The organism is Tahibacter harae, from assembly GCF_024437735.1.
Lineage (GTDB): Bacteria > Pseudomonadota > Gammaproteobacteria > Xanthomonadales > Rhodanobacteraceae > Tahibacter > Tahibacter harae.
This window is the reverse complement of sequence record NZ_JANFQO010000020.1, coordinates 83,126-102,513: the sequence shown is the minus strand read 5'-3', so window position 1 is coordinate 102,513 and position 19,388 is coordinate 83,126. Positions and strand designations below refer to the sequence as shown.

Below are 19,388 nucleotides of genomic sequence, written 5' to 3'. Positions count from 1 at the left end.
GACGGTCAAGACCATCGATTTTCAGCAGTTGCAACGCACGCTGGGTCCGGTGGACTTCAGCGACGTCACGGTGCTGGCAATGGATGAGTTTGCGATCCAGAAAGGGCATCGCTACGCCACGGTAGTCATTGAGCCTCAGCGCAAGCGCGTGCTGTGGGTCGGCCGTGGCCGCAGCCGCGCCGATGTGCGGCCATTCTTCGAGCTGCTTGGGCCGCAGGGATGCGCGCGTATCCGTGCCGTGGCGATGGACATGAATTCGGCCTACGACCGGGAAGTACGCCAGCACTGCCCGAAGGCCGACGTGGTCTACGACCTGTTCCATGTCGTCGCCAAGTATGGCCGCGAAGTCATTGACCGAGTACGGGTGGATGAGGCCAATCGACTTCGTGCCGACAAGCCGGCGCGCCGGGTGGTCAAGACGTCGCGCTGGTTATTGCTACGCAACCGGGAGAACGTTCCGGCCGACAAGATCGTGCAACTGGACGAACTGCTCGCCGCCAACAAAGCACTGCTTACCGTTTACCTGCTCAAGGATGACCTCAAGCAGCTCTGGCACTACCGAAGCCGGGCCTGGGCGAAAAAGGCTTGGCTATCGTGGCAACGACGTGCCCTGCGCAGCGGCCTGGCGCCACTGCAGCACTTTGCCCGTTGCCTGGAACCCTATCTGCCCGGCATCCTGGCCCACTGTCGATGGCCGTTGGGTACCAACCTGCTCGAAGGCATCAACAACCGCATCAAGGTCATCAAGCGCATCGCCTACGGCTTCCGGGACGATGCTTACTTCTTCCTTAAAATCCGCGCCGCCTTCCCCGGTAATGGGTGAAGAACCTTTTTTTGCCTGCGCTTCACCGGCCGGTGGCGGCTTGTCCGTTTTCCGCCGCCGGGAGCGGCATGGCGCTCCCGGCGCGTGCTGCTGGCGAGCCGCTTCGGCGGTTCAGAGCTTTTCGGAGGCGTAGTCCGCCAGACGCGAACGTTCGCCGCGGCGCAGCGTGATGTGCGCGCTGTGCTGCCATTCCTTGAAGCGGTCGACGGCGTAGGTCAGGCCCGAGGTGGTCTCGGTCAGATACGGCGTGTCGATCTGCTCCACATTGCCCAGGCAGATCATCTTGGTGCCGGGGCCGGCGCGGGTGAGCAGGGTCTTCATCTGCTTGGGCGTGAGGTTCTGCGCCTCGTCGATGATGACGTAGCGGCTCAGGAAGGTGCGGCCGCGCATGAAGTTGAGCGAGCGGATCTTGATGCGCGAGGCGAGCAGGTCGTTGGTCGCGGCACGGCCCCAGGCGCCGCCTTCGCTGGGGCTGGTCAGCACTTCGAGATTGTCAGTCAGCGCGCCCATCCACGGCGTCATCTTTTCCTCCTCGGTGCCGGGCAGAAAGCCGATGTCCTCGCCGACCGAGACCGTCGCGCGAGTCATGATGATCTCGCGGTAGCGCTGCTGGTCCATTACCTGGGCCAGGCCCGCGGCCAGCGCCAGCAGGGTCTTGCCGGTGCCGGCGGTGCCGAGCAGGGTGACGAAGTCCACATCGGGATCCATCAGCAGGTTCAGCGCGAAATTCTGCTCGCGGTTGCGCGCGGTGATGCCCCAGACGTTGTGCGAACCGGTGTAGTCGTCCATCAGGCGCAGGCGCGCGCGGCCGTCGCGCATCTCGATCACGCGCAGTTCCAGCATGTCGTCGCCGTCGGGAATGTACAGGCACTGGTGCGGATACCATTCCTCGTTCTTGCGCAGCTTGACCTCGTAGAAGGTGTGGTTGCGCTCCTGCCAGGATTTCAGATCCTTCTGGTGCAGGCTCCAGAAGCCCTCGGCCAGTTCGGTGTGGCCGGAGTAGAGCAGGCTGAAATCGTCCAGGGCACGGTCGTTCTCGTAATCCTCGGCGGTGATGCCGTAGATCGAGGCCTTGATGCGCAGGTTGATGTCCTTGGTCACCAGTACCACCGGGGTGCGCTGGTGCTGTTCGCGCAGCATCAGTACGGCGGCGAGGATCTGGTTGTCGGCCTTGCTCTTGCCCGGCGTGGAGTCCGGCGTGCGGGTCTGGAAATAGAGCCGGCCCACTGCCTTGCCGCGCTTGAGGTTGACGCCCTGGGGCGAGACCAGGTCCAGGCCTTCCTCGATCTTGCGGTCGCCGCCGTGCTCGATCAGCTCGTTGATGAAGCGGCTGACCTGGCGCGCGTTGCGCGAGACTTCCGATGTTCCTTTTTTTGCATTGTCCAGTTCTTCGAGAACTGTCATCGGGATGAAGACATCGTGCTCCTCGAAGCGGAACAGCGAGGTCGGGTCGTGCATCAGCACGTTGGTATCGAGCACGTAGATGCGTTTGCCTCGGGTCATGGGCAGCCTCGGGCGGGACGGAAGGTAGATGAGGGGAGCCGGCAGGTGCCGGGCGGGGACGCAGCGGCGGGCGGGCGGCGTCTGCTCACGCGTCCGGAATGCTTCCCAGCACGTCGGCGGCATGGCCGGCTACCTTGACCGGGCTCCAGCGGCGCTGGATGCGTCCGTCCGGACCGATCAGGAAGGTGCTGCGCACTATGCCCAGGTAGCGGCGGCCGTACAGCACTTTTTCGTGGATCACATCGAAGGCCTTGCACCAGGTTTCGTCGGTATCGGCGATCAGGGTGAAGGGCAGGTCCTGCTTGGCGCAGAAATTCGCATGGCTGCGCACGCTGTCGCGCGACACGCCGATGACGACGGCGTTGCGCTGCTCGAACTGCGCGTGGAGATCGCGGAAGCCCTGGGCCTGGGTGGTGCAGCCCGGCGTGCTGTCCTTGGGATAGAAATAGACCACTACCCAGCGGCCTTTCAGCGCCGACAGCTTCAGCGTGGCACCTTCCTGGGTCGTGCCGCTGAGGGCGGGGACTTTCGCGCCGGTATCGAGCATCAGAACTTCATCGGATCCATGATTGCGTCGAGATTCAACCCGTCGCAGAACTCAAGAAAATCATCGCGCAGGGCGGCGATGTGCGTGGTGGCCGGAATGCCGACCGTGACCTGGGCGGAGAACATGTCCGCGCCCGTCTGCATCGCCCGGTAGCGCGAGGAATGCAGCTGTTCGATGGTAATGCCGCGGCGGCTGAAGAACTCCGCCAGCTGGTGCAGTATGCCGGGTCGGTCGGCGGCGATGACCTCGACCACGTACGGCAGCAAGGTGTTCTGCACCGGCTTGGGACCGGTGCGGAAATGTGTGATGCGCAGGTTCTCGCCGCGCTCAAGCTTGTTGAGCGCATTCTCCAGCTTGGCGATCGCATCCCAGGGGCCGACGGCGAGCGCGAGCACCGATACATCCGAACCCAGAGTGGAGACCCGCGCGTCGACCAGGTTGCAGCCGCATTCGGAGATGCGCCGGGTCACCGCGACCAGTGGCGACTCCGGCTGCGGGGCGAACGCATTGATCAGCAGGTAGTTCTCGTTCGCCGGGGGGCGTGGCGCGGCTTCGGTCAAGGCGGATTTACCTGCTTGCTTCACGGTCCGTGCGTCGCCTGAAGGTGGTGCCGACCCGCGCCGGCAGTGCCAGCAGAATACTTGCCACACCAGGGGGCCGCAAGTAACATCCGCCGCTCTTTTTCGAGCCCGGATGCCGTGCTTTGAATCTTTCCGGAAGCATCTGTGCGCTGGCTACTCCGTTCACCGCGGAAGGCAAGCTGGACCTCGATGCCTTCTCGCGTCTGATCGAACGGCAAATCGCCGGCGGCACCCAGGGATTGGTCGTCGCCGGTTCCACTGGCGAGGCCCACGCACTTTCCGATGACGAGCTTGCCACCCTGGTGAGCCAGGCCCTGCGCCAGGTCGCCGGCCGCGTGCCCGTGCTGGTCGGCAGCGGCGGCGCCAACACCGCCAAGACGCTCGCCGCCACGCGCCGCGTTGCTGAACTCGGTGCCGATGCCGCGCTGGTGGTCACGCCTTATTATGTGCGCCCGACCCAGGACGGCCTGCTGCAGCACTATCGCGCCATTGCCGACGAGGCCGGCCTGCCGATCGTGCTGTATAACGTGCCCGGCCGCACCGGCTGCGACCTGCTGCCGGCCACGGTGGCCGCGCTGGCTGCCCATCCGCGCATCGTCGCGATCAAGGAAGCCGTCGCCGACCCGGCGCGCATGCAGGCGCTGCTGGCCCTGCGCAGCGCGGAGTTCCGCGTGCTTTCCGGCGACGATGGCACCGCTTGCCGCAGCCTGCTGGATGGCGCCGACGGCGTGATCTCGGTGGCGAACAATCTGGCGCCGGCGCCGTTCCGCGCCCTCTGCGACGCTGCCCGCGGCGGCCGCCGGGAGCAGGCCGAGGCGCTGGATCGCCGTCTTCAGCCTCTGTTCGACGCGCTTGGGGTGGAATCCAACCCCATACCGCTCAAGTGGGGACTTTCGCTGCAAGGTCTGGGGAGTCCGCGTCCGCGCCTGCCCCTGGTCGAGCTTTCCCCCGGGCACCGCGAACGCTTGCGCGATCTGCTCACTAACCTGCAAGATGCGGCGGTTTGACGCCGCTCCGTTCGCTTCACCGTCCCAAAGACTGACCAAGGTTTGCCTGTGAATTCGAAGTCCGCGATACGTACCGTCCTGCTCGTTGCGCTGATTCCGCTGGCGCTGGGCGGCTGCAGCATGTTCAAGTCGCGCTCGGAATGGGACAAGGCGGTCGAAGCCCGTCCGCTGGAAATTCCGCCCGATCTGGACGCCCCGCCCGTGCGCACCGAATTGGTCGTGCCCGAAGGCAGCGCCCGCGCCACCGCGGCCGCGCAGCGCGGCGCCACCGGCATCGACGGCCTGCATGTGAACGACGCGGTCGACAGCACCTGGGCGCGCGTCGGCATGGCGCTGGAGCGGGCCAACATCGGCGCCATCTCGGCACGCGACGAATCCGGCCGCACCTACAGCCTGACCGTCACCAGCAAGCGCACGCGCGACGAAGGCGGTTTCATCAAGCGCCTGTTCACGCGCAAGAAGGTGGAGACGATCACCGAGCAGGTGAATATTGGCGTGAGCCCGGACGGCGACGGCAGCCGCGTCAGTGTGAGCGGCGCCTCGGCGGCGGTACAGAAAGTGGTTGCCGCTCTGCGCGAGCGGCTGGGCTGAGCCGCAGGGCTCAGCGTTGCAGCAGTTCGAGCTTGCCCGGCTTGCCGTCCCATTCCTTGGCGTCGGCAGGCGGGTCCTGGCGTTCGGTCAGCACCGGCCAAGCCTTGGCCAGTTCGGCGTTCAGCGCGATGAAGTGCTCCTGGCCCGCCGGGACGTCGTCCTCGGGATAGATCGCATTGGCCGGGCATTCGGGTTCGCACAAGGTGCAGTCGATGCACTCGTCGGGGTCGATGACGAGGAAATTCGGGCCAGCGTGGAAGCAGTCCACCGGGCATACTTCGACGCAGTCGGTGTACTTGCACTTGATGCAGTTTTCGGTGACAACGAAAGGCATGCGGCGACCGAGCCTGCTGAGTAGTGAAGGGGAGTAAAGTGGCGCTCCCTAGGGGGTTCGAACCCCTGTTCTCGCCGTGAGAGGGCGATGTCCTAGGCCACTAGACGAAGGGAGCGCGTCGAGGATCAAGCGTGCGGAGTATAACGGAATTCATTCGACGGGCAATTCCTCGCGGGTTGCGCCGGAACAACGGGAACACGGCCGCGGGCGCGGTCGAGAGCGTGCCTGAGGCGGCTCCGGCGCGGCCGCAGCTGCGCGTGATCACGCGCGACCAGCACGGCATTTCCCGTCGCAACATCAGCAACGGCGCGCTGCGCGTGCTGTACCGCCTGAACGAGGCGGGTTTCGAGGCATTCCTCGTCGGCGGCGCCGTGCGCGACCTGCTGCTCGGCGGCCATCCGAAAGATTTTGACATTGCCACAAATGCAACGCCCGAGCAGGTGCGCGGACTGTTCCGCAACTGCCGCCTGATCGGCCGCCGCTTCCGTCTGGCCCATGTGGTGTTCGGCCAGGAGATCGTCGAGGTCGCGACCTTCCGCGGCATCGGCGAGGAAGGCAATGCCGACCGCCACGTCGTCGACGGGCGCATTGTGCGCGACAACGTCTACGGCAGCATCGAGGAAGACGCGATCCGGCGCGATTTCCGCGTCAACGCGCTGTACTACAACATCGCCGATTTCAGCGTGCGCGACTACGTCGGCGGCATGGCCGACCTGGAGGCGCGCGAGCTGCACCTGATCGGCGACCCCGAGCTGCGCTACCGCGAGGATCCGGTGCGCATGCTGCGCGCCGTGCGCCTGGCGGCCAAGCTCAATTTCCGCATCGACGCGAGCGCCGAACAGCCTTTCGCCAGGCTGGGCCAACTGCTCTGCGACGCGGCTCCGGCGCGCCTGTTCGACGAATCCCTCAAGCTGTTCCTGTCCGGCCATGGCCTGGCTAGTTTCCGCGAGCTGGACCGCAGCGGCTTGCTGCAGTTCGTGTTTCCTTCCGCCGCCACCGCGCTCAAGCGCAGCCGCGGCGCGGAGTTCCGCCGCCTGATCGAATGCGGCTTGGCCAATACCGATGCGCGCGTGCAGTCGGGCAAGCCGGTGACGCCGGCTTTCCTGTTCGCCCTGCTGCTCTGGGGCGGCGTGCGCGAGCGCGCCGAGCGCGCGCTGGCCGGCGGCGCCGATCCGGTCGAGGCCTGGAGCAATGCCGCCGATGCGGTGATCCAGGAACAGTCCGCCCGCGTAGCGATTCCGCGCCGTTTCTCCCTGGTGATGGAGGAAATCTGGGCGCTGCAGCCGCGTTTCGAACAGCGCATGAAGAAGCGGGTGATGCGTCTGCTGACCCATCCGCGCTTCCGCGCCGCCTACGATTTCCTCGCCGTGCGCGCCGAGGCCGAGCCGGAACTGGCCGAACTTGCCCAGTGGTGGGAACAGGCCCAGCAGGGCGATGCGGCGGTGCTCAATGATCTGCTGACGCATTCCGCGCCCACGGCGGCGGATGCGGCGCCGGTCAAGACCGCCACGCGCAAGCGGCGCCGCCGGCGCCGGCGCAAGCCGGCGGGCGGCGGTGGCTCGGGCGAAACGCCGGCCGGTCCGTGACCGCGGCGTTCATCGGCCTGGGCAGCAACCTGGGCGATTCGTGCGCCATAGTCGCGCAGGCCGCCGCGGCGCTGGATGCGTTGCCGCACAGCCGGGTGCGGCAGGCCTCATCGCTCTACCTCACGCCGCCGTGGGGCGTGCAGCAGCAGCCGCCGTTCATCAATGCAGTAGTGGAAATAGATACTTTGCTGCAACCTGGCGAACTGCTGCAGCAGCTGCTCGCGCTGGAGCGCGCCGCCGGCCGCGTGCGCGACGGCACGCGCTGGGGGCCGCGCGCGCTGGATCTGGATATTTTGCTCTATGGCCAGGACATAGTCTGCGCGCCGGGTTTGAGCGTGCCGCATCCGCATCTGGCCCAGCGAGCCTTCGTGCTGCTGCCGCTGGCGGAAATCGCACCCGCATTGACGGTGCCGGGACTGGGCCGGGTGGATGCGCTGCTGGCGCAGCTGGATGCGGGCGACTGCCGCCGCCTGGATGCGCCGGCGCCGCTGCAGCGGGCCGGCGGCTGAGGCGGCGGCCCGGTTTCCAGCGCCACGGTTGTGTCCGCCGTACGCGGACGCACCTTTCCGGCGCCGAGCCTATAGGTTGATAATCGGTCTTTTGCTGCAGGAGTCCTGCGTGTACGCCAATCCCGCGACAGCGCCGTCACGCTCCGCCGTCACTGTCCCGCAGCTGCATGCGCGCAAGCAGGCCGGCGAGAAGATTGTGATGGTCACCGCCTACGACGCCAGCTTTGCCGCCGCGGTGGATGCGGCCGGCATCGACGTGGTGCTGGTCGGCGACTCGCTGGGCATGGTGATCCAGGGCGAATCCAGCACGTTGCCGGTAACGCTGGATCACATGGTCTATCACAGCGCCGCCGTCGCGCGTGGCCTGCACAAGGCGCTGCTGATCGCCGATCTGCCGTTCATGTCCTACGCCACGCGCGAGCAGGCCTATGCCAGCGCCGCGCGCCTGATCGGCGAAGGCCGCGCCGCCATGGTCAAGCTCGAAGGCGCGGGCTGGGCCGCCGATGTGATCCACGCCCTGGCCGAACGCGATATTCCGGTCTGCGCCCACCTTGGGCTGACGCCACAGTCCGTGCACAAGCTCGGCGGCTATCGTGTACAGGGCCGCGACGAGGAGCGCGCCGAGCGCCTGCTCGATGACGCCCGCGCCGTGGCCGCCGCCGGCGCCGATTTGCTGGTGCTGGAATGCGTGCCTTCCGCGCTGGCCCAGCGCATCACCGCCGAAGTCGCGATTCCGACCATAGGCATAGGCGCCGGCCCGCATTGCGACGGCCAGGTGCTGGTGATGTACGACCTGCTCGGCCTCACGCCGGGCAAGCGCCCGCGCTTCTCCAAGAATTTCCTCGCCGGCACCGATTCCGTCGCCGGTGCCCTGCATGCCTATGCCGATGCCGTGCGCAGCGGTGCATTCCCCGCGTCCGAGCACAGCTACTGATTATGGATATGCTGCATTCCGCGCAGGATCTGCGCGCCGCCGTCGGCCGCTGGCGCAGCGCCGGCCTCCGCGTCGGTTTCGTGCCGACGATGGGCAATCTGCACGCCGGCCATTTCTCCCTGCTGCAGACCGCGCGCGAACACTGCGACCGCGTCGTCGCCAGCGTCTTCGTCAATCCCACCCAGTTCGGTCCCAACGAGGATTTCGCGCGCTATCCGCGCACGCTGGACGCCGACGGCCAGGGCCTGGCCGAACAGGGTTGCGATCTGCTGTTCGCGCCCGATGTGGCCACGATGTATCCGTTCGGCACCGACGGCGCCACGCGGGTGGAAGTGAAGGGCGTGACCGAAACGCTGGAAGGCGCGTTCCGCCCCGGTCATTTCGCCGGCGTCGCCACCGTGGTGCTGCGTCTGCTCAATCTGGTGCAGGCGGACGTCGCCGTGTTCGGGCGCAAGGACTACCAGCAACTGCTGACCATACGCCGCCTGGTCGCCGATCTGTGCCTGCCGCTGCGCATCGTCGCCGCGCCGACCCTGCGCGAGGCCAACGGCCTGGCCATGAGTTCGCGCAACCAGTATCTCAGCGCCGCCGAACGCGGCCAGGCGGGGCTGATCCACCAGACCTTGCAGCAGATGCGCGCCGCGGTCGAGCGCGGCGATGAGCCGGCCGCCATCGAAGCCGCCGCCCTGGCCGCACTGGACGGCGCCGGCTTCCGCAGCGACTACGCTGCGCTGCGCCGGGCGGAAGATCTGGGCTTGCCGGAACCCGGCCAGCGCCGGGGCCTGGTCGCCCTGATCGCGACCCGGCTGGGCAGTACGCGCCTGATCGACAACCTCGCCATCGACGCCTGAGTCCGCCAACTGTGCGCTGTGTCACGCTAGTAGCATTCCCGTCAATGCTGTGGTAGTCTCGCCACAGCCACTGGGATTTTTGCAACGTCATCCGTCGCTCCGGTGGCCGCAGGGCGCATTGTTCAGGTAATCGTCACTCCGATTAAACCCTCGCCAAGACTGGGCGAGGGTTTTTTTTGCCTGTAGCGCGCGTGTTGCGTGGAAGGAGTCTGGGGAGACTCGGCATTGCCGGCCACGGGCGTTTCGCACGGTCGGATTGAGCAAGGTCCGTTGCTTTTCTGCAACAGGGGCATTGTGTGATCTGCAACGGAGCCGGGAGGCACCCTTGTGCGGCGCCGGGCGCGTCCGCCGGGGGGCAGGGAACAGAAGGCGAGGGAGAGCATCCAGCGGTTTCCGCAGCAGCGGCTTTATGCCGCGCGACTGCCGGCTGATCACGTTTTACATTCTTTTTCGATTACTCACTCGCAGGCGGGCTTCAGGCCGCCCGGGCGGCTTCCGCCCGGTGCGGGATCGCCGCCGCGGGGATCGTCCAAAAGCTTCATCGGCAGCAAGCACAACCGGCTCCGCGGGGGAGGCCGGACGCCAACGTCACAATTCGGGTTTTCTATGTCTGATGGATTCTGCGGGGGCAGGCCATTGGCGGCGGCTCTGTTTCGCACCAGCGCCGCGCTGTCCCTGTTGCTTCTTGCCGCTTGCGCCGCAACGGCGCCGTCGCGCGGCAAGCCAGCCGAAACCACGCAAGCCGCACAGCCGCCGGCCGTAACCGGCCTGCGCCTGCCGGGCGGGTTTCTGGCCAACGCCGGCCAGTACCCGCGCGAGGTCGCCTTCGTCACCCAGGGCAGCAGCGGGCGTGTATCGGTTGCCGGCGATGGCGAGATCACGTTTGAGCTGCCGCTGGCACCCGGTGCCGACGCGCAGCCGCGCCGCTGGGTGCTGCGCGAGCGCCTGCTCGGCGCGCGCGAAGCCCGCGGTGCGCAGCCGCTGGCCGGTCCGCAGCTCACCCATATGCAGGGCGCCCAGGTCAGCCGCATCGCCAGCTACGACCAGGTCGCGGTGTCGACCCGGCACGAAGGCCTTGCGCTGAATCTGCAACGCAGCGCGCAGGGCGTGGAAAAGGTGCTGCGTCTCGCTCCCGGCGTGTCGCCGGACCAGGCCGTATTTGAACTGCACGGCAGCGACGCGCTGCGCATCGCCGCCGACGGCCGTCTGCAGGTGCGCAGTGCCGGGCAGACCGCCTGGTTCTCCGCGCCGGTCGCCTACCAGGACATCGACGGCCGCCGCGTCGCCGTCGACGTGGCCTACCGCCGTCTCGGCGCGCAGCGCTACGGTTTCCGCGTCGGCCGCTACGACCGCGCGCACGCGCTGACCATCGATCCCGTGCTGCAGGCCACCTACCTCGGCGGCGCCGGCGAGGAAGATGTCACCAGCCTCGGCCTGGGCGGCGACGGCAGCGTATTCGTCGCCGGACGCACCTGCTCCAATCCCTTTCCCGGCAGCGCCAGCGGCGTGCAGAACCTGCTGCAGGGCAGCTGCGATGCGTTTATTGCCAAGCTCAGCGCCGACCTGAGCCAGATCCAGGCGGCGACCTACCTCGGCGGCGCCGGCGACGAGCGTATCGACAGCCTGGTCGTTTCGCCGGATGGCTCGCTCGGCGTGGCCGGCTGGACCAGTTCGGTGCAGTTCCCCGGCACGCCGACCTTGAACGTGGGCTCGCGCCCGGCCGTGTTCGTGGCCTCGCTGGAACAGTCCCTGGGGGCGATCCAGGGGGCGCGGCTGTTCCTGGCGCCGGATTTTCAGAACACCTTGCGCGTCAGCCTGATCGCCGGCGCCAGCAGCGATTTCTACCTGGCCACGACCGTGCGCGGCCGGCCGTTCGCCGCCACCCAGGCCTGGGTCAGCGAGGCCGAAGGCGAGCAGTTCTACCGCAACACCTGGCTGGCGCGGATTTCCGCCGATCTGCAGCAGGTCCATGCCGCCGCCTACTACGGCGGCGACGACGATGACGAAGCCCACGAACTGGTACTGGCCGGCGGCGGCGTGGTGCTGGCCGGCCTGACCCGCTCCAGCACGCTGCCGGGCCTGGGCGGCGGCAGCGCCCAGGCCCTGCGTGCCGGTTTCGACGATGTCTTTCTCGCACGCTTCAGCTCCGACCTGGGCACGCTGACCAATGCCAGCCTGTTCGGCGGCGAGGAAGGGGAGAGCGAAAGCGGCCCGCATCTGATCGCCGGTCTCGCCGGCGACCTGTACCTGGCCGGCGCCACCCGTTCCAGCCAGCTGCCCGGCCTCGCCGTGCCCGTGAACTACGGCTACAGCGATGCCTTCGTCAGCCGTATCTCCGCCGACCTTTCCACCGTCCACCGCACCCTGCTGCTGGGCGGCAGCGAGTACGACTGGGCCGGCGCACTCGCGCTGTCGCCGGCGCTGGGCCTGTACGTGAGCGGCAGGGCCAGCTCAGATACCTTGCAGGCCAGCGCCAACGGCGCCCAGGCCGTGCGCTTCGGTTCCAACAACGCCTTCGTCTCGCTGCTGGCGCTGGATCTTTCCGAAGTGGAACAATCCACGTTTATCGGCGGCAGCAGCGAGGGTTCCACGCCGCGCGCCGCGGCGCTGTCGGATTCGGCTGTGCTTATCGCCGGCATCACCAGCGCCAGCGACCTGCCCAATGTCGCCGGCGGCGCCCAGCCCGGACGCAGCGGCTCGGCCGGCGACGGCTTCCTGCTGCGCATCAGTCCGGATCTCGCCGCAATACCGCAGCAGCCGCCGGTCAGCGTGGCGGACAGCTACACGGCGGCGGAAAACGTGGAACTCGTGGTCGGCGCCGCCGAAGGCCTGCTGCTCAACGACAGCGATCCCGAGGGCCATCCGCTGTCCGCCCGCGTGGCCGCCCAGCCGCTGCATGGCGCGGTCTCGGTCAATTACGACGGCAGCTTCCGCTACGCGGCGCGGCCGGGCTATGACGGGCCGGATCAATTCAGCTACGAAGCCTGGGACGGCGCGCTGATCGGCCCGCCTGCCACCGTCACGCTCACGGTTAGCGGCAGCAACGATCCGCCCTATGCCTATGAATTCGACCGCACCGTGCGCGCCGGCCAGAGCAACCTGCTCGAACTGCGCGGCGAGGATCCCGAATTCCAGCCCCTGCACGCCGAAATCGAGCAGCCGCCGCAGCACGGCACGCTGAACCGCAGCAGCAATCTGGAATTCAGCTACCTGCCGGACGCGGGCTTCGACGGCGACGACACCTTCACCTTCCGCATCAGCGACGGCCAGCTGTCCAGCGAACCCGCCAGCGCGCGCCTGCGCGTGCGCCGCGCGCCGGACGCACGCGACGACAGCTATACCGGCCTGGTCGATGCGCCCCTGGTGATCCCGCAGGAAATCGGCCTCAAGGCCAACGACCTGTTCGGCTATCCCGGAGAAAGTTTCAACCTGCTCAGCCTGGAACTGATCGAGGCGCCGGCGCTGGGCACCTTGCAACTGGACGTGAGCCAGGGCTGGTCCGGCGGCGCCACCGGCGGCTTCCGCTACACCGCGCCGGTGGGCTTCACCGGCACGGTCACTTTCCGCTACCGCATCATGGAGATCGCCACCGGCCTGGACGACACGGCCACGGTGACGCTTACCATCGCCGCAAGCAACGCGCTGCCGCTGGCGCAGAACGACAGCTATACGCTGGACGAGGATCAGACCTTCGGCGTGGATGCCGCCCACGGCCTGCTCGCCAACGACAGCGACCCCGAAGGCAGCCTGCTGCGCGTGACCGACATCGTGCCGGTGGATCCGGCGCGGGACGCGGGTTCCATCGCCTTCAATCCAGATGGCAGCTTCACCCTGTATACGCTGCAGAATGCCTACGGCCATTTTGAATACCGCTACACCGTGCGCGACGTGGTCGGCGGCGAAAGCACCGCCCTGATCGCCTTCGACATCGCGGGCAGCGAAGACCTGCCCAGCTGCCAGTCCGACTGTTACGTCGCCGTGCGCGGGCAGGTGCTGGACGTGGCCGCGGAACGCGGCGTGCTGGCCAACGACGTGGAACCCGACGGCCAGCCGCTCAGCGCCGAGCTGGTCACCCCGCCCGAACACGGCAGCCTGGAACTGGCCGGCGACGGCAGCTTCGTGTTCACCCCGGCAGTCGCCGCCGGCCAGCGCTGCGTACAGGACGGCTTCGAATACCGCGCCGGCGACGGCGTCGGTTTCAGCGAAAGTGTTCATGTGAACTTGTACATCTGCGAGCCCGTCGCCGCGGTCGACGACGCCTACAGCGTGGCGCTGGACACGGCGCTGGAGATCGCCGATCCCGCCGCCGGCCTGCTCGCCAACGACCTGCAGCTGGATTTCCCGGACGAATACCCGGATTACTACGTCGAGCTGGAAGAACAGCCCAGCCACGGCAGCGTGCAGCTCAACGGCGACGGCACCTTCACCTACGAACCCGCGGCCGGCTACAGCGGCAGCGACAGCTTCCGCTACCGCCTTGTTGCCCAGCGCGGCGAGCAGTGCGGCAGCGCCGGGTTCAAGCAGGCCAAGGCCGATGGCGCTTTCAGCCGCACCGCGCTGGTGGTGCTGAACATCGGCCAGGACAACAGCACGCCCCAGGCCCAGGCCGATATCTACAACCTGGCCGAGGACGAGGTCTTCGATCTGCCGCCGCCTGGCGTGCTGGCCAATGACAGCGACGCCGACGGCGACAGCCTCAGCGTTGCCGGCTACGTCGGCGCCCCCGGCGGCGGCACGCTGACCCTGTCGCCCCAGGGCGGTGTGCATTTCGTGCCGCCGGCCGATGCGGGCGGCGAATTTGTCTACACCTATACCGTGCGCGACGCGCGCGGCGCCAGCAGCGACGGCAGCCTGCGCTTCGTGGTGAGCGCGGTGAACGACGCGCCGCGGACCCGGGCCGACAGCTATGCGCTGCCGCCGGGCGGTCAGTTGACCGTCGCCGCGGCCCAGGGCGTGCTGGGCAACGACAGCGATGTCGAGAACCAGCCGCTCAGCGCCCGTCTCGCCGGCCAGGCCCAGCACGGCAGCGTGGCCCTGGCCGCCGATGGCGGCTTCAGCTACACCGCCGCGGCCGGCTTCGACGAAGTGGACAGCTTCACCTACGTGGCCGAGGACGGCGACGCCAGCTCCGCCCCGACCCAGGTGCAGATCACCGACCGCAGGCCGCTGGCGACTGTGGATACGTATACCGTCGGCAGCGCGCGCACCTTGCACGCGGCCGCCGCGGCCGGCGTGCTGGCCAACGACCAGGATCCGGAAGGCCGCCCGCTCAGCGCGACCCTGCTCGGTTCCGTGCCCAGCCAGCATTTCTTCACCTTCAACACCGACGGCAGTTTCGACTACCGCTCGCCCGAAGGCTTCCGCGGCAGCATCGCGCTGAGCTACCGGCTCAGCGACGGCCGCCATACGGTCGGCCCTGTCGCATTCACCATCAACGTCGTCGGCACCATACAGACCGGAGACGACGCCTATCAGGTGAACGAGGACCAGGTGCTCACGGTCGATGCCGCCCACGGCCTGCTCGCCAACGACAGCCAGATCGAAGGGCTGGCACTGAGCGCCGAGGGCTGGACAGCCCCCCAGCTCGGCCAGATCGCGATTCAGCCCGACGGCAGCTTCGTCTACACGCCCAGGCCCGACGTCTACGGCACCGATACCTTCCGCTACGCCGCCGTGCAGGGCAGCGAACGGCAGGCCGGCGAGGTGACCATACAGATTGCGCCGGTACCCGATGTGCCGGCCGCCGTCGACGACGCCTACCAGGGCGATCCGGGCGCGCCGATCCAGGGCAACCTGTTCGCCAACGACAGCAACCCCGATGGCGGCACCCTGACCGCGATCCGCGTCAGCGGGCCGGCGCACGGTTCGCTGGTGCTCAATCCCAACGGCTACTTCACCTATACGCCGGCGGCGGGCTTCAGCGGCAACGACAGCTTCGTCTACCGCATCGCCGGCACCGGCGGCACGTTCTCCAACGACGCCCAGGTGCGCCTGCGCATCAACACCCGGCCGCAGGCGGTCGACGATGCGTATGCGCTGGACGAGGACACCGATCTCAGCGTCGACGCCGCGCACGGCCTGCTCGCCAACGACAGCGACACCGAAGGCGACGCGCTCAGCGTGTCGTTCGAGGGCTCCTCGTGCAGCGACGCCATCAACTGCTGGGTCCTCGTGGACGTGCAGCCCGATGGCAGTTTCAGCGTGCGCGCGCGCAACAATTTCACCGGCTGGTTCGACATCCGCTACCGCGTCGACGACGGCGCCAGCTTCGCCTTCGCCACCGCGCATGTCGTCGTCAATCCGGTCAATGACGCGCCGGTCGCGGCCGACGACAGCTATGTCACCGACGCCGACACCACCTTCAGCGCCGTCGACGAACTGCCCTGGCAGGACCGTCCCAGCGTGATCGCCAACGACCTGGACGTGGACCGCGACGCGCTCAGCGTATCCGTGCTGCGCCAGCCCGAGCACGGCACCTTGCTGCTCAATCCCGATGGCCGCTTCAGCTACGTGCCGGAGCGCGGCTTCCTCGGCCTGGTGACGTTCGCCTACGCGCTGTCCGATGGCACCGCGCCGCCGGTGGAAGGCAACGTGCAGATCGCGGTGACGCTGCCGCCGATTGCGCGGCCGGACAATTTCCGCCTCGACGGCGGCAGCGAACTCGTCGTCGGCAAGGAACAGGGCCTGCTCTACAACGACAGCGACGAGCCCGAGTACGACGAACTCGCCGCCGAACTGGTTTCCGCCGCCGACGTGGGCACGGTCACCCTGCAGCCGGATGGTTCCTTCCGCTACCAGGCGCCGGCCGGCTACCGCGGCCCGGCCACGTTCCGCTACCGCGTCACCGACGGCACTTCGTATTCGCTGCCGGCCATGGTCAGCATCCGCGTAGGCCCGTCCACGGTGCCGTTCGCGACCAACGACGTATACGAAGTCGACGAGGACCAGGCACTGGCCATCCCCGCACCCGGCGCGCTGGCCAACGACGAGGACGACGGCGGCGTGCAGGGACTGACCGCGGCCGGCTATTGTCCGTGGGATCCGCATCAGGGACCGGTCTGCCCGCAACAGCTGCGCAGCGACGGCAGCCTGGCCTGGCCGCCCCAGCATGTGCCGGGCACGCACTATTTTGAATACAACGCCTACGACGGCACGACCTTCTCCAACCGCGCCACCGTCACCGTGCACGTCGGCAGCAGCAACGATGCGCCGCTGGTGCGCGACGACAATATCGTCACCTTGCCCGGTGTGCCGAGTGCGGCGATGTCGCCCTTGAGCAACGACGTGGCCGACGACGGCTACGGCCCGCTGCGCGCCGCGCTGGTCGGCCAGGCGGCCCACGGCCTGGTCAGCCTGGATGCGTCCAATGTGCTGATCTACCTGCCGGACGCCGGTTTTCACGGCCGCGACCTGGTGCGCTACCGCGCCATCGACAGCATTGGCAGCAGCAGCGAAGGTGCGATCAACGTGATCGTCGATTCGCCGCCGCAGCTGGTCGTCAACGAATACACGGTCAGCGAGAACGGCGTGCTGGAGGTGCCCGCCGCGGCCGGCCTGCTCGCCGGCGCCAGCGACGCCGACGGCGATGTCCTGAACGTGCTCGCGGCCAACGTGGCCGTCGTGCATCCGTTCGAGTTCGGCGCCGGGGGCGGTTTCCGCTTCGAGCCGCAGCAGGACTTCATCGGCGAAGTGCGCGGTTCCTTCCGGGCCGGCGACGGCCTGCTCGAAACCCACGGCGAATTCATCATCAAGGTAGTGCCGCAGCAGAACCATGCGCCGCGCACCTCGTCCAGCAGCTACCAGACCCGCGGCGCCACGCCGCTGAGCGTGGACCGCGCCCACGGCGTGCTGCTTGGCAGCTTCGACGCCGACGGCGACGCCGTGCACGCGGTGCTGCTGCAGACTGTGCAGCACGGCGTGCTGGCGCTGAATGCCGACGGTTCTCTCAACTACACGCCGCCGGCCGAGTTCCAGGGCGACGACCCGTTCGTGTTCGCCGCCAGCGACGGCACGCTGCAATCTGCGCCGCAGACGGTGCACATCCGCGTCAACACGCCGCCCCAGGCCCAGGGCGAAACGCTGACGGCGCAGGAAGACACGGACCGCCTCATCGACGTCGCTGCCGAAATCCTCGCCAACGACAGCGATCCCGACCGCGGCCCGCTCACGGCCTCGACCACCCAGCCCGCCAACGGCAGCGTCGCCATACTGCCCAACGGCCAGTGGCGCTACCGGCCCAAGCCCAACTTCTACGGCACCGACCGCTGGAGCTACACCATCAGCGACGGCTACGCCTTCGCCGGGCCGGTGGAAGTCGTCATCGAAGTCGCGCCGGTGAACGACGATCCGCCCACGGCCGTGTTCGATGTCTACCAGCTGGAAGAAGACAGCGTGCTCGACGTGAGCGCCGCCTTCGGCCCGCTGGCCAACGACGTGGAACACGATCCGCAGATCCTGAGCGCGACCCTGCTCAGCGAACCCGCGCGCGGCACGCTGCAACTGGGCGGCGACGGCGGTTTCCGCTACACGCCGCAGGCCAATGACAACGGCGAAGTGGAATTCAGCTACCGTGCGGCCGATCCCACCGGGCTGAGTTCCGATACCACGGTACGCCTGCGCATCCGCCCGGTGAACGACCTGCCGGTGGCGCTGGCCGACAGCTACGTCGCCGTCGCCGACCGCACCCTGGTGGTGCCGGCGGCGCAGGGCCTGCTCGCCAACGACCGCGACGTCGATTCGCCGCTGCTGGAAGCCACCGTCATCACTCCGCCGCAGCACGGCCGCGTGCAGTCCGCGCTGGACGGCAGCTTCAGCTATCTGCCGGATGCGGGCTATCTGGGCAGCGACGAATTCCGCTACCAGCTCGACGACGGTGCCGGCGGGCTGGCCTCGGCGGTTGTCACCATCGACGTGCGCCGGCCCAACCAGCCGCCGACGGCGCTGAACGACAGCTACAGCGTCGCCGGCGGCGGCGTGCTGCAGGTGGCCGCGGCCCAGGGCCTGCTGCGCAACGACCGCGATCCGGACGGCGAGGCGCTGCGCGCCGAGCTGGCGCTGGCGCCCGGCCACGGCAGCGTCGACGTCGCCGCGGACGGCAGCTTCCGCTATCAGCCAGCCGCGGGCTTCCGCGGCAGCGACAGCTTCCGCTACCGCGTGATCGACGCCGGCGGCCTGGCCGCGACGGCGACGGCGGCGATCACGGTCACCGCGGTCAACACCGCGCCGCTGGCGCGCGACGACAGCTATGCGGTGACCAGCGGCGTCACGCTGAACATTTCCTCCATCGCCGGCGTGCTGGCCAACGACAGCGACGGCGACGGCGATTTCCTCACCGCGCGCGTGCTGCAGCCGCCGGCCCACGGCAGTCTCACCTTCGACTACGACGGCGGCTTCCGCTACCAGCCGCAGGCCGGCTACAGCGGTGCCGACAGCTTCAGCTATGTCGCCAGCGACGGCAGCGCCGACAGCGCCGCGGCCACGGTGCAGTTGCAGGTGCGCGCCGCCAACAGCGCGCCGGTGGCGCAGGCCGACAGCTACGCCGCGTATCGCGGCCTGGTCAGCGTCGTCGCCGCGGCCGAAGGCGTGCTCGCCAACGACAGCGATGCGAACGGCGACAGCCTCACCGCGCAGCTGGTGCAGGCGCCGGCGCTGGGCACGCTGGAATTGCAGGCTGACGGCAGCTTCCGCTACAGCGCGGCGGAGCAGTTCAGCGGCACGCAGGAATTCCGCTACCGCGCGGGCGATGGCCAGTCCTGGTCCGAGCCGGTGACGGTGCAGCTGCATATCGCCGCGGCGCCGGATGCGCCGGTGGGCGTGGCCGACCGCTACCGGCTGCGCGGCGCGGCCTCGCTCAGCATCGCCGCGCCCGGCGTGCTCGGCAACGACCAGGGCTGGCAGTCCATCGCCGGCACGGTGCGCCTGGTCACGCCGCCGGCGCACGGCACGCTGACGCTGCAGCCCGACGGTTCCTTTACCTACACCGCCGCGGCGGGCCGCGACGACGACGTGCGCTTCGTCTACCGCATCGTCAGTCCGCGCGGACCTTCCGACGATGTCGAAGTGCACCTGGATCGGTCGCTGTTCGCCGACGGCTTTGAAACCACGGCCGGAGGCAGCCGATGA

Annotated in this window: 12 protein-coding genes and 1 tRNA gene; 8 read left to right on the top strand and 5 right to left on the bottom strand. The window is 68.3% G+C overall.

All coding sequences use genetic code 11. From position 1 onward, the window contains the following. Window positions 1–823: ISL3 family transposase (locus NM961_RS18760; RefSeq protein ID WP_255915944.1), on the top strand; the 823-nt coding region annotated here is incomplete at its 5' end. Window positions 824–934: 111 nt separating this feature from the next. Here NM961_RS18760 and NM961_RS18755 read toward each other — a convergent pair. From NM961_RS18755 to NM961_RS18745, 3 genes are all read right to left on the bottom strand, one after another. Further along, window positions 935–2,326 carry a PhoH family protein gene (locus tag NM961_RS18755; protein WP_255915943.1) on the bottom strand — a complete coding sequence of 464 codons (1,392 nt, stop codon included), beginning with the start codon at window positions 2,324–2,326 and terminating at the stop codon, window positions 935–937. An 85-nt stretch (window positions 2,327–2,411) separates the two neighbouring features. Further along, window positions 2,412–2,873 carry a peroxiredoxin gene (locus NM961_RS18750; protein WP_255915942.1) on the bottom strand — a complete coding sequence of 154 codons (462 nt, stop codon included), beginning with the start codon at window positions 2,871–2,873 and terminating at the stop codon, window positions 2,412–2,414. Continuing rightward, window positions 2,873–3,433, bottom strand: a complete 561-nt coding sequence (locus tag NM961_RS18745) for a glycine cleavage system transcriptional repressor (RefSeq protein ID WP_255915941.1) — start codon at window positions 3,431–3,433, stop codon at window positions 2,873–2,875. Before NM961_RS18745 ends, NM961_RS18750 begins: the two co-directional genes overlap by 1 nt. A gap of 143 nt (window positions 3,434–3,576) precedes the next feature. On the opposite strand from NM961_RS18745, the gene dapA reads away from it, so the two are divergent. Beyond that, window positions 3,577–4,461 carry a 4-hydroxy-tetrahydrodipicolinate synthase gene (gene dapA, locus NM961_RS18740; RefSeq protein ID WP_255915940.1) on the top strand — a complete coding sequence of 295 codons (885 nt, stop codon included), beginning with the start codon at window positions 3,577–3,579 and terminating at the stop codon, window positions 4,459–4,461. A 48-nt stretch (window positions 4,462–4,509) separates the two neighbouring features. Next, entirely contained in the window at window positions 4,510–5,052 is a 543-nt protein-coding gene (locus NM961_RS18735) for a hypothetical protein (protein ID WP_255915939.1), read from the top strand. A gap of 10 nt (window positions 5,053–5,062) precedes the next feature. On the opposite strand, the gene fdxA is transcribed toward NM961_RS18735, so the two are convergent. Further along, window positions 5,063–5,386, bottom strand: coding sequence for a ferredoxin FdxA (gene fdxA / locus NM961_RS18730; protein WP_255915938.1), 324 nt, complete (start codon window positions 5,384–5,386; stop codon window positions 5,063–5,065). A gap of 39 nt (window positions 5,387–5,425) precedes the next feature. Beyond that, window positions 5,426–5,501: transfer RNA gene (locus NM961_RS18725), tRNA-Glu, on the bottom strand. A 106-nt stretch (window positions 5,502–5,607) separates the two neighbouring features. Here NM961_RS18725 and pcnB point away from each other — a divergent pair. The 5 genes from pcnB (at window position 5,608) to NM961_RS18700 (ending at window position 19,388) form a co-directional block, all read left to right on the top strand. Continuing rightward, on the top strand, window positions 5,608–6,972 hold the full coding sequence (pcnB, locus tag NM961_RS18720; RefSeq protein WP_255915937.1) for a polynucleotide adenylyltransferase PcnB: 1,365 nt from the start codon (window positions 5,608–5,610) through the stop codon (window positions 6,970–6,972). Continuing rightward, window positions 6,969–7,481 (top strand): 2-amino-4-hydroxy-6-hydroxymethyldihydropteridine diphosphokinase, encoded by a 513-nt coding sequence (gene folK / locus NM961_RS18715; protein ID WP_255915936.1) that lies wholly within the window; start codon window positions 6,969–6,971, stop codon window positions 7,479–7,481. Before pcnB ends, folK begins: the two co-directional genes overlap by 4 nt. 109 nt (window positions 7,482–7,590) lie before the next feature. Beyond that, the gene (gene panB / locus NM961_RS18710; protein ID WP_255915935.1) at window positions 7,591–8,415 is read left to right on the top strand and encodes a 3-methyl-2-oxobutanoate hydroxymethyltransferase; all 825 of its coding nucleotides are present in this window, start codon (window positions 7,591–7,593) and stop codon (window positions 8,413–8,415) included. Between the two features lie 2 nt (window positions 8,416–8,417). Then, window positions 8,418–9,266, top strand: coding sequence for a pantoate--beta-alanine ligase (gene panC, locus NM961_RS18705; protein WP_255915934.1), 849 nt, complete (start codon window positions 8,418–8,420; stop codon window positions 9,264–9,266). A 678-nt stretch (window positions 9,267–9,944) separates the two neighbouring features. Further along, entirely contained in the window at window positions 9,945–19,388 is a 9,444-nt protein-coding gene (locus NM961_RS18700) for a cadherin-like domain-containing protein (protein ID WP_255915933.1), read from the top strand.

What these genes read in the sequence shown, in the direction of transcription:
- NM961_RS18755 (WP_255915943.1), bottom strand. Translation starts at nt 2,326, where the DNA reads ATGACCCGAGGCAAACGCATCTACGTGCTCGATACCAACGTGCTGATG.
- NM961_RS18750 (WP_255915942.1), bottom strand. Translation starts at nt 2,873, where the DNA reads ATGCTCGATACCGGCGCGAAAGTCCCCGCCCTCAGCGGCACGACCCAG.
- fdxA (WP_255915938.1), bottom strand. Translation starts at nt 5,386, where the DNA reads ATGCCTTTCGTTGTCACCGAAAACTGCATCAAGTGCAAGTACACCGAC.
- panC (WP_255915934.1), top strand. Translation starts at nt 8,418, where the DNA reads ATGGATATGCTGCATTCCGCGCAGGATCTGCGCGCCGCCGTCGGCCGC.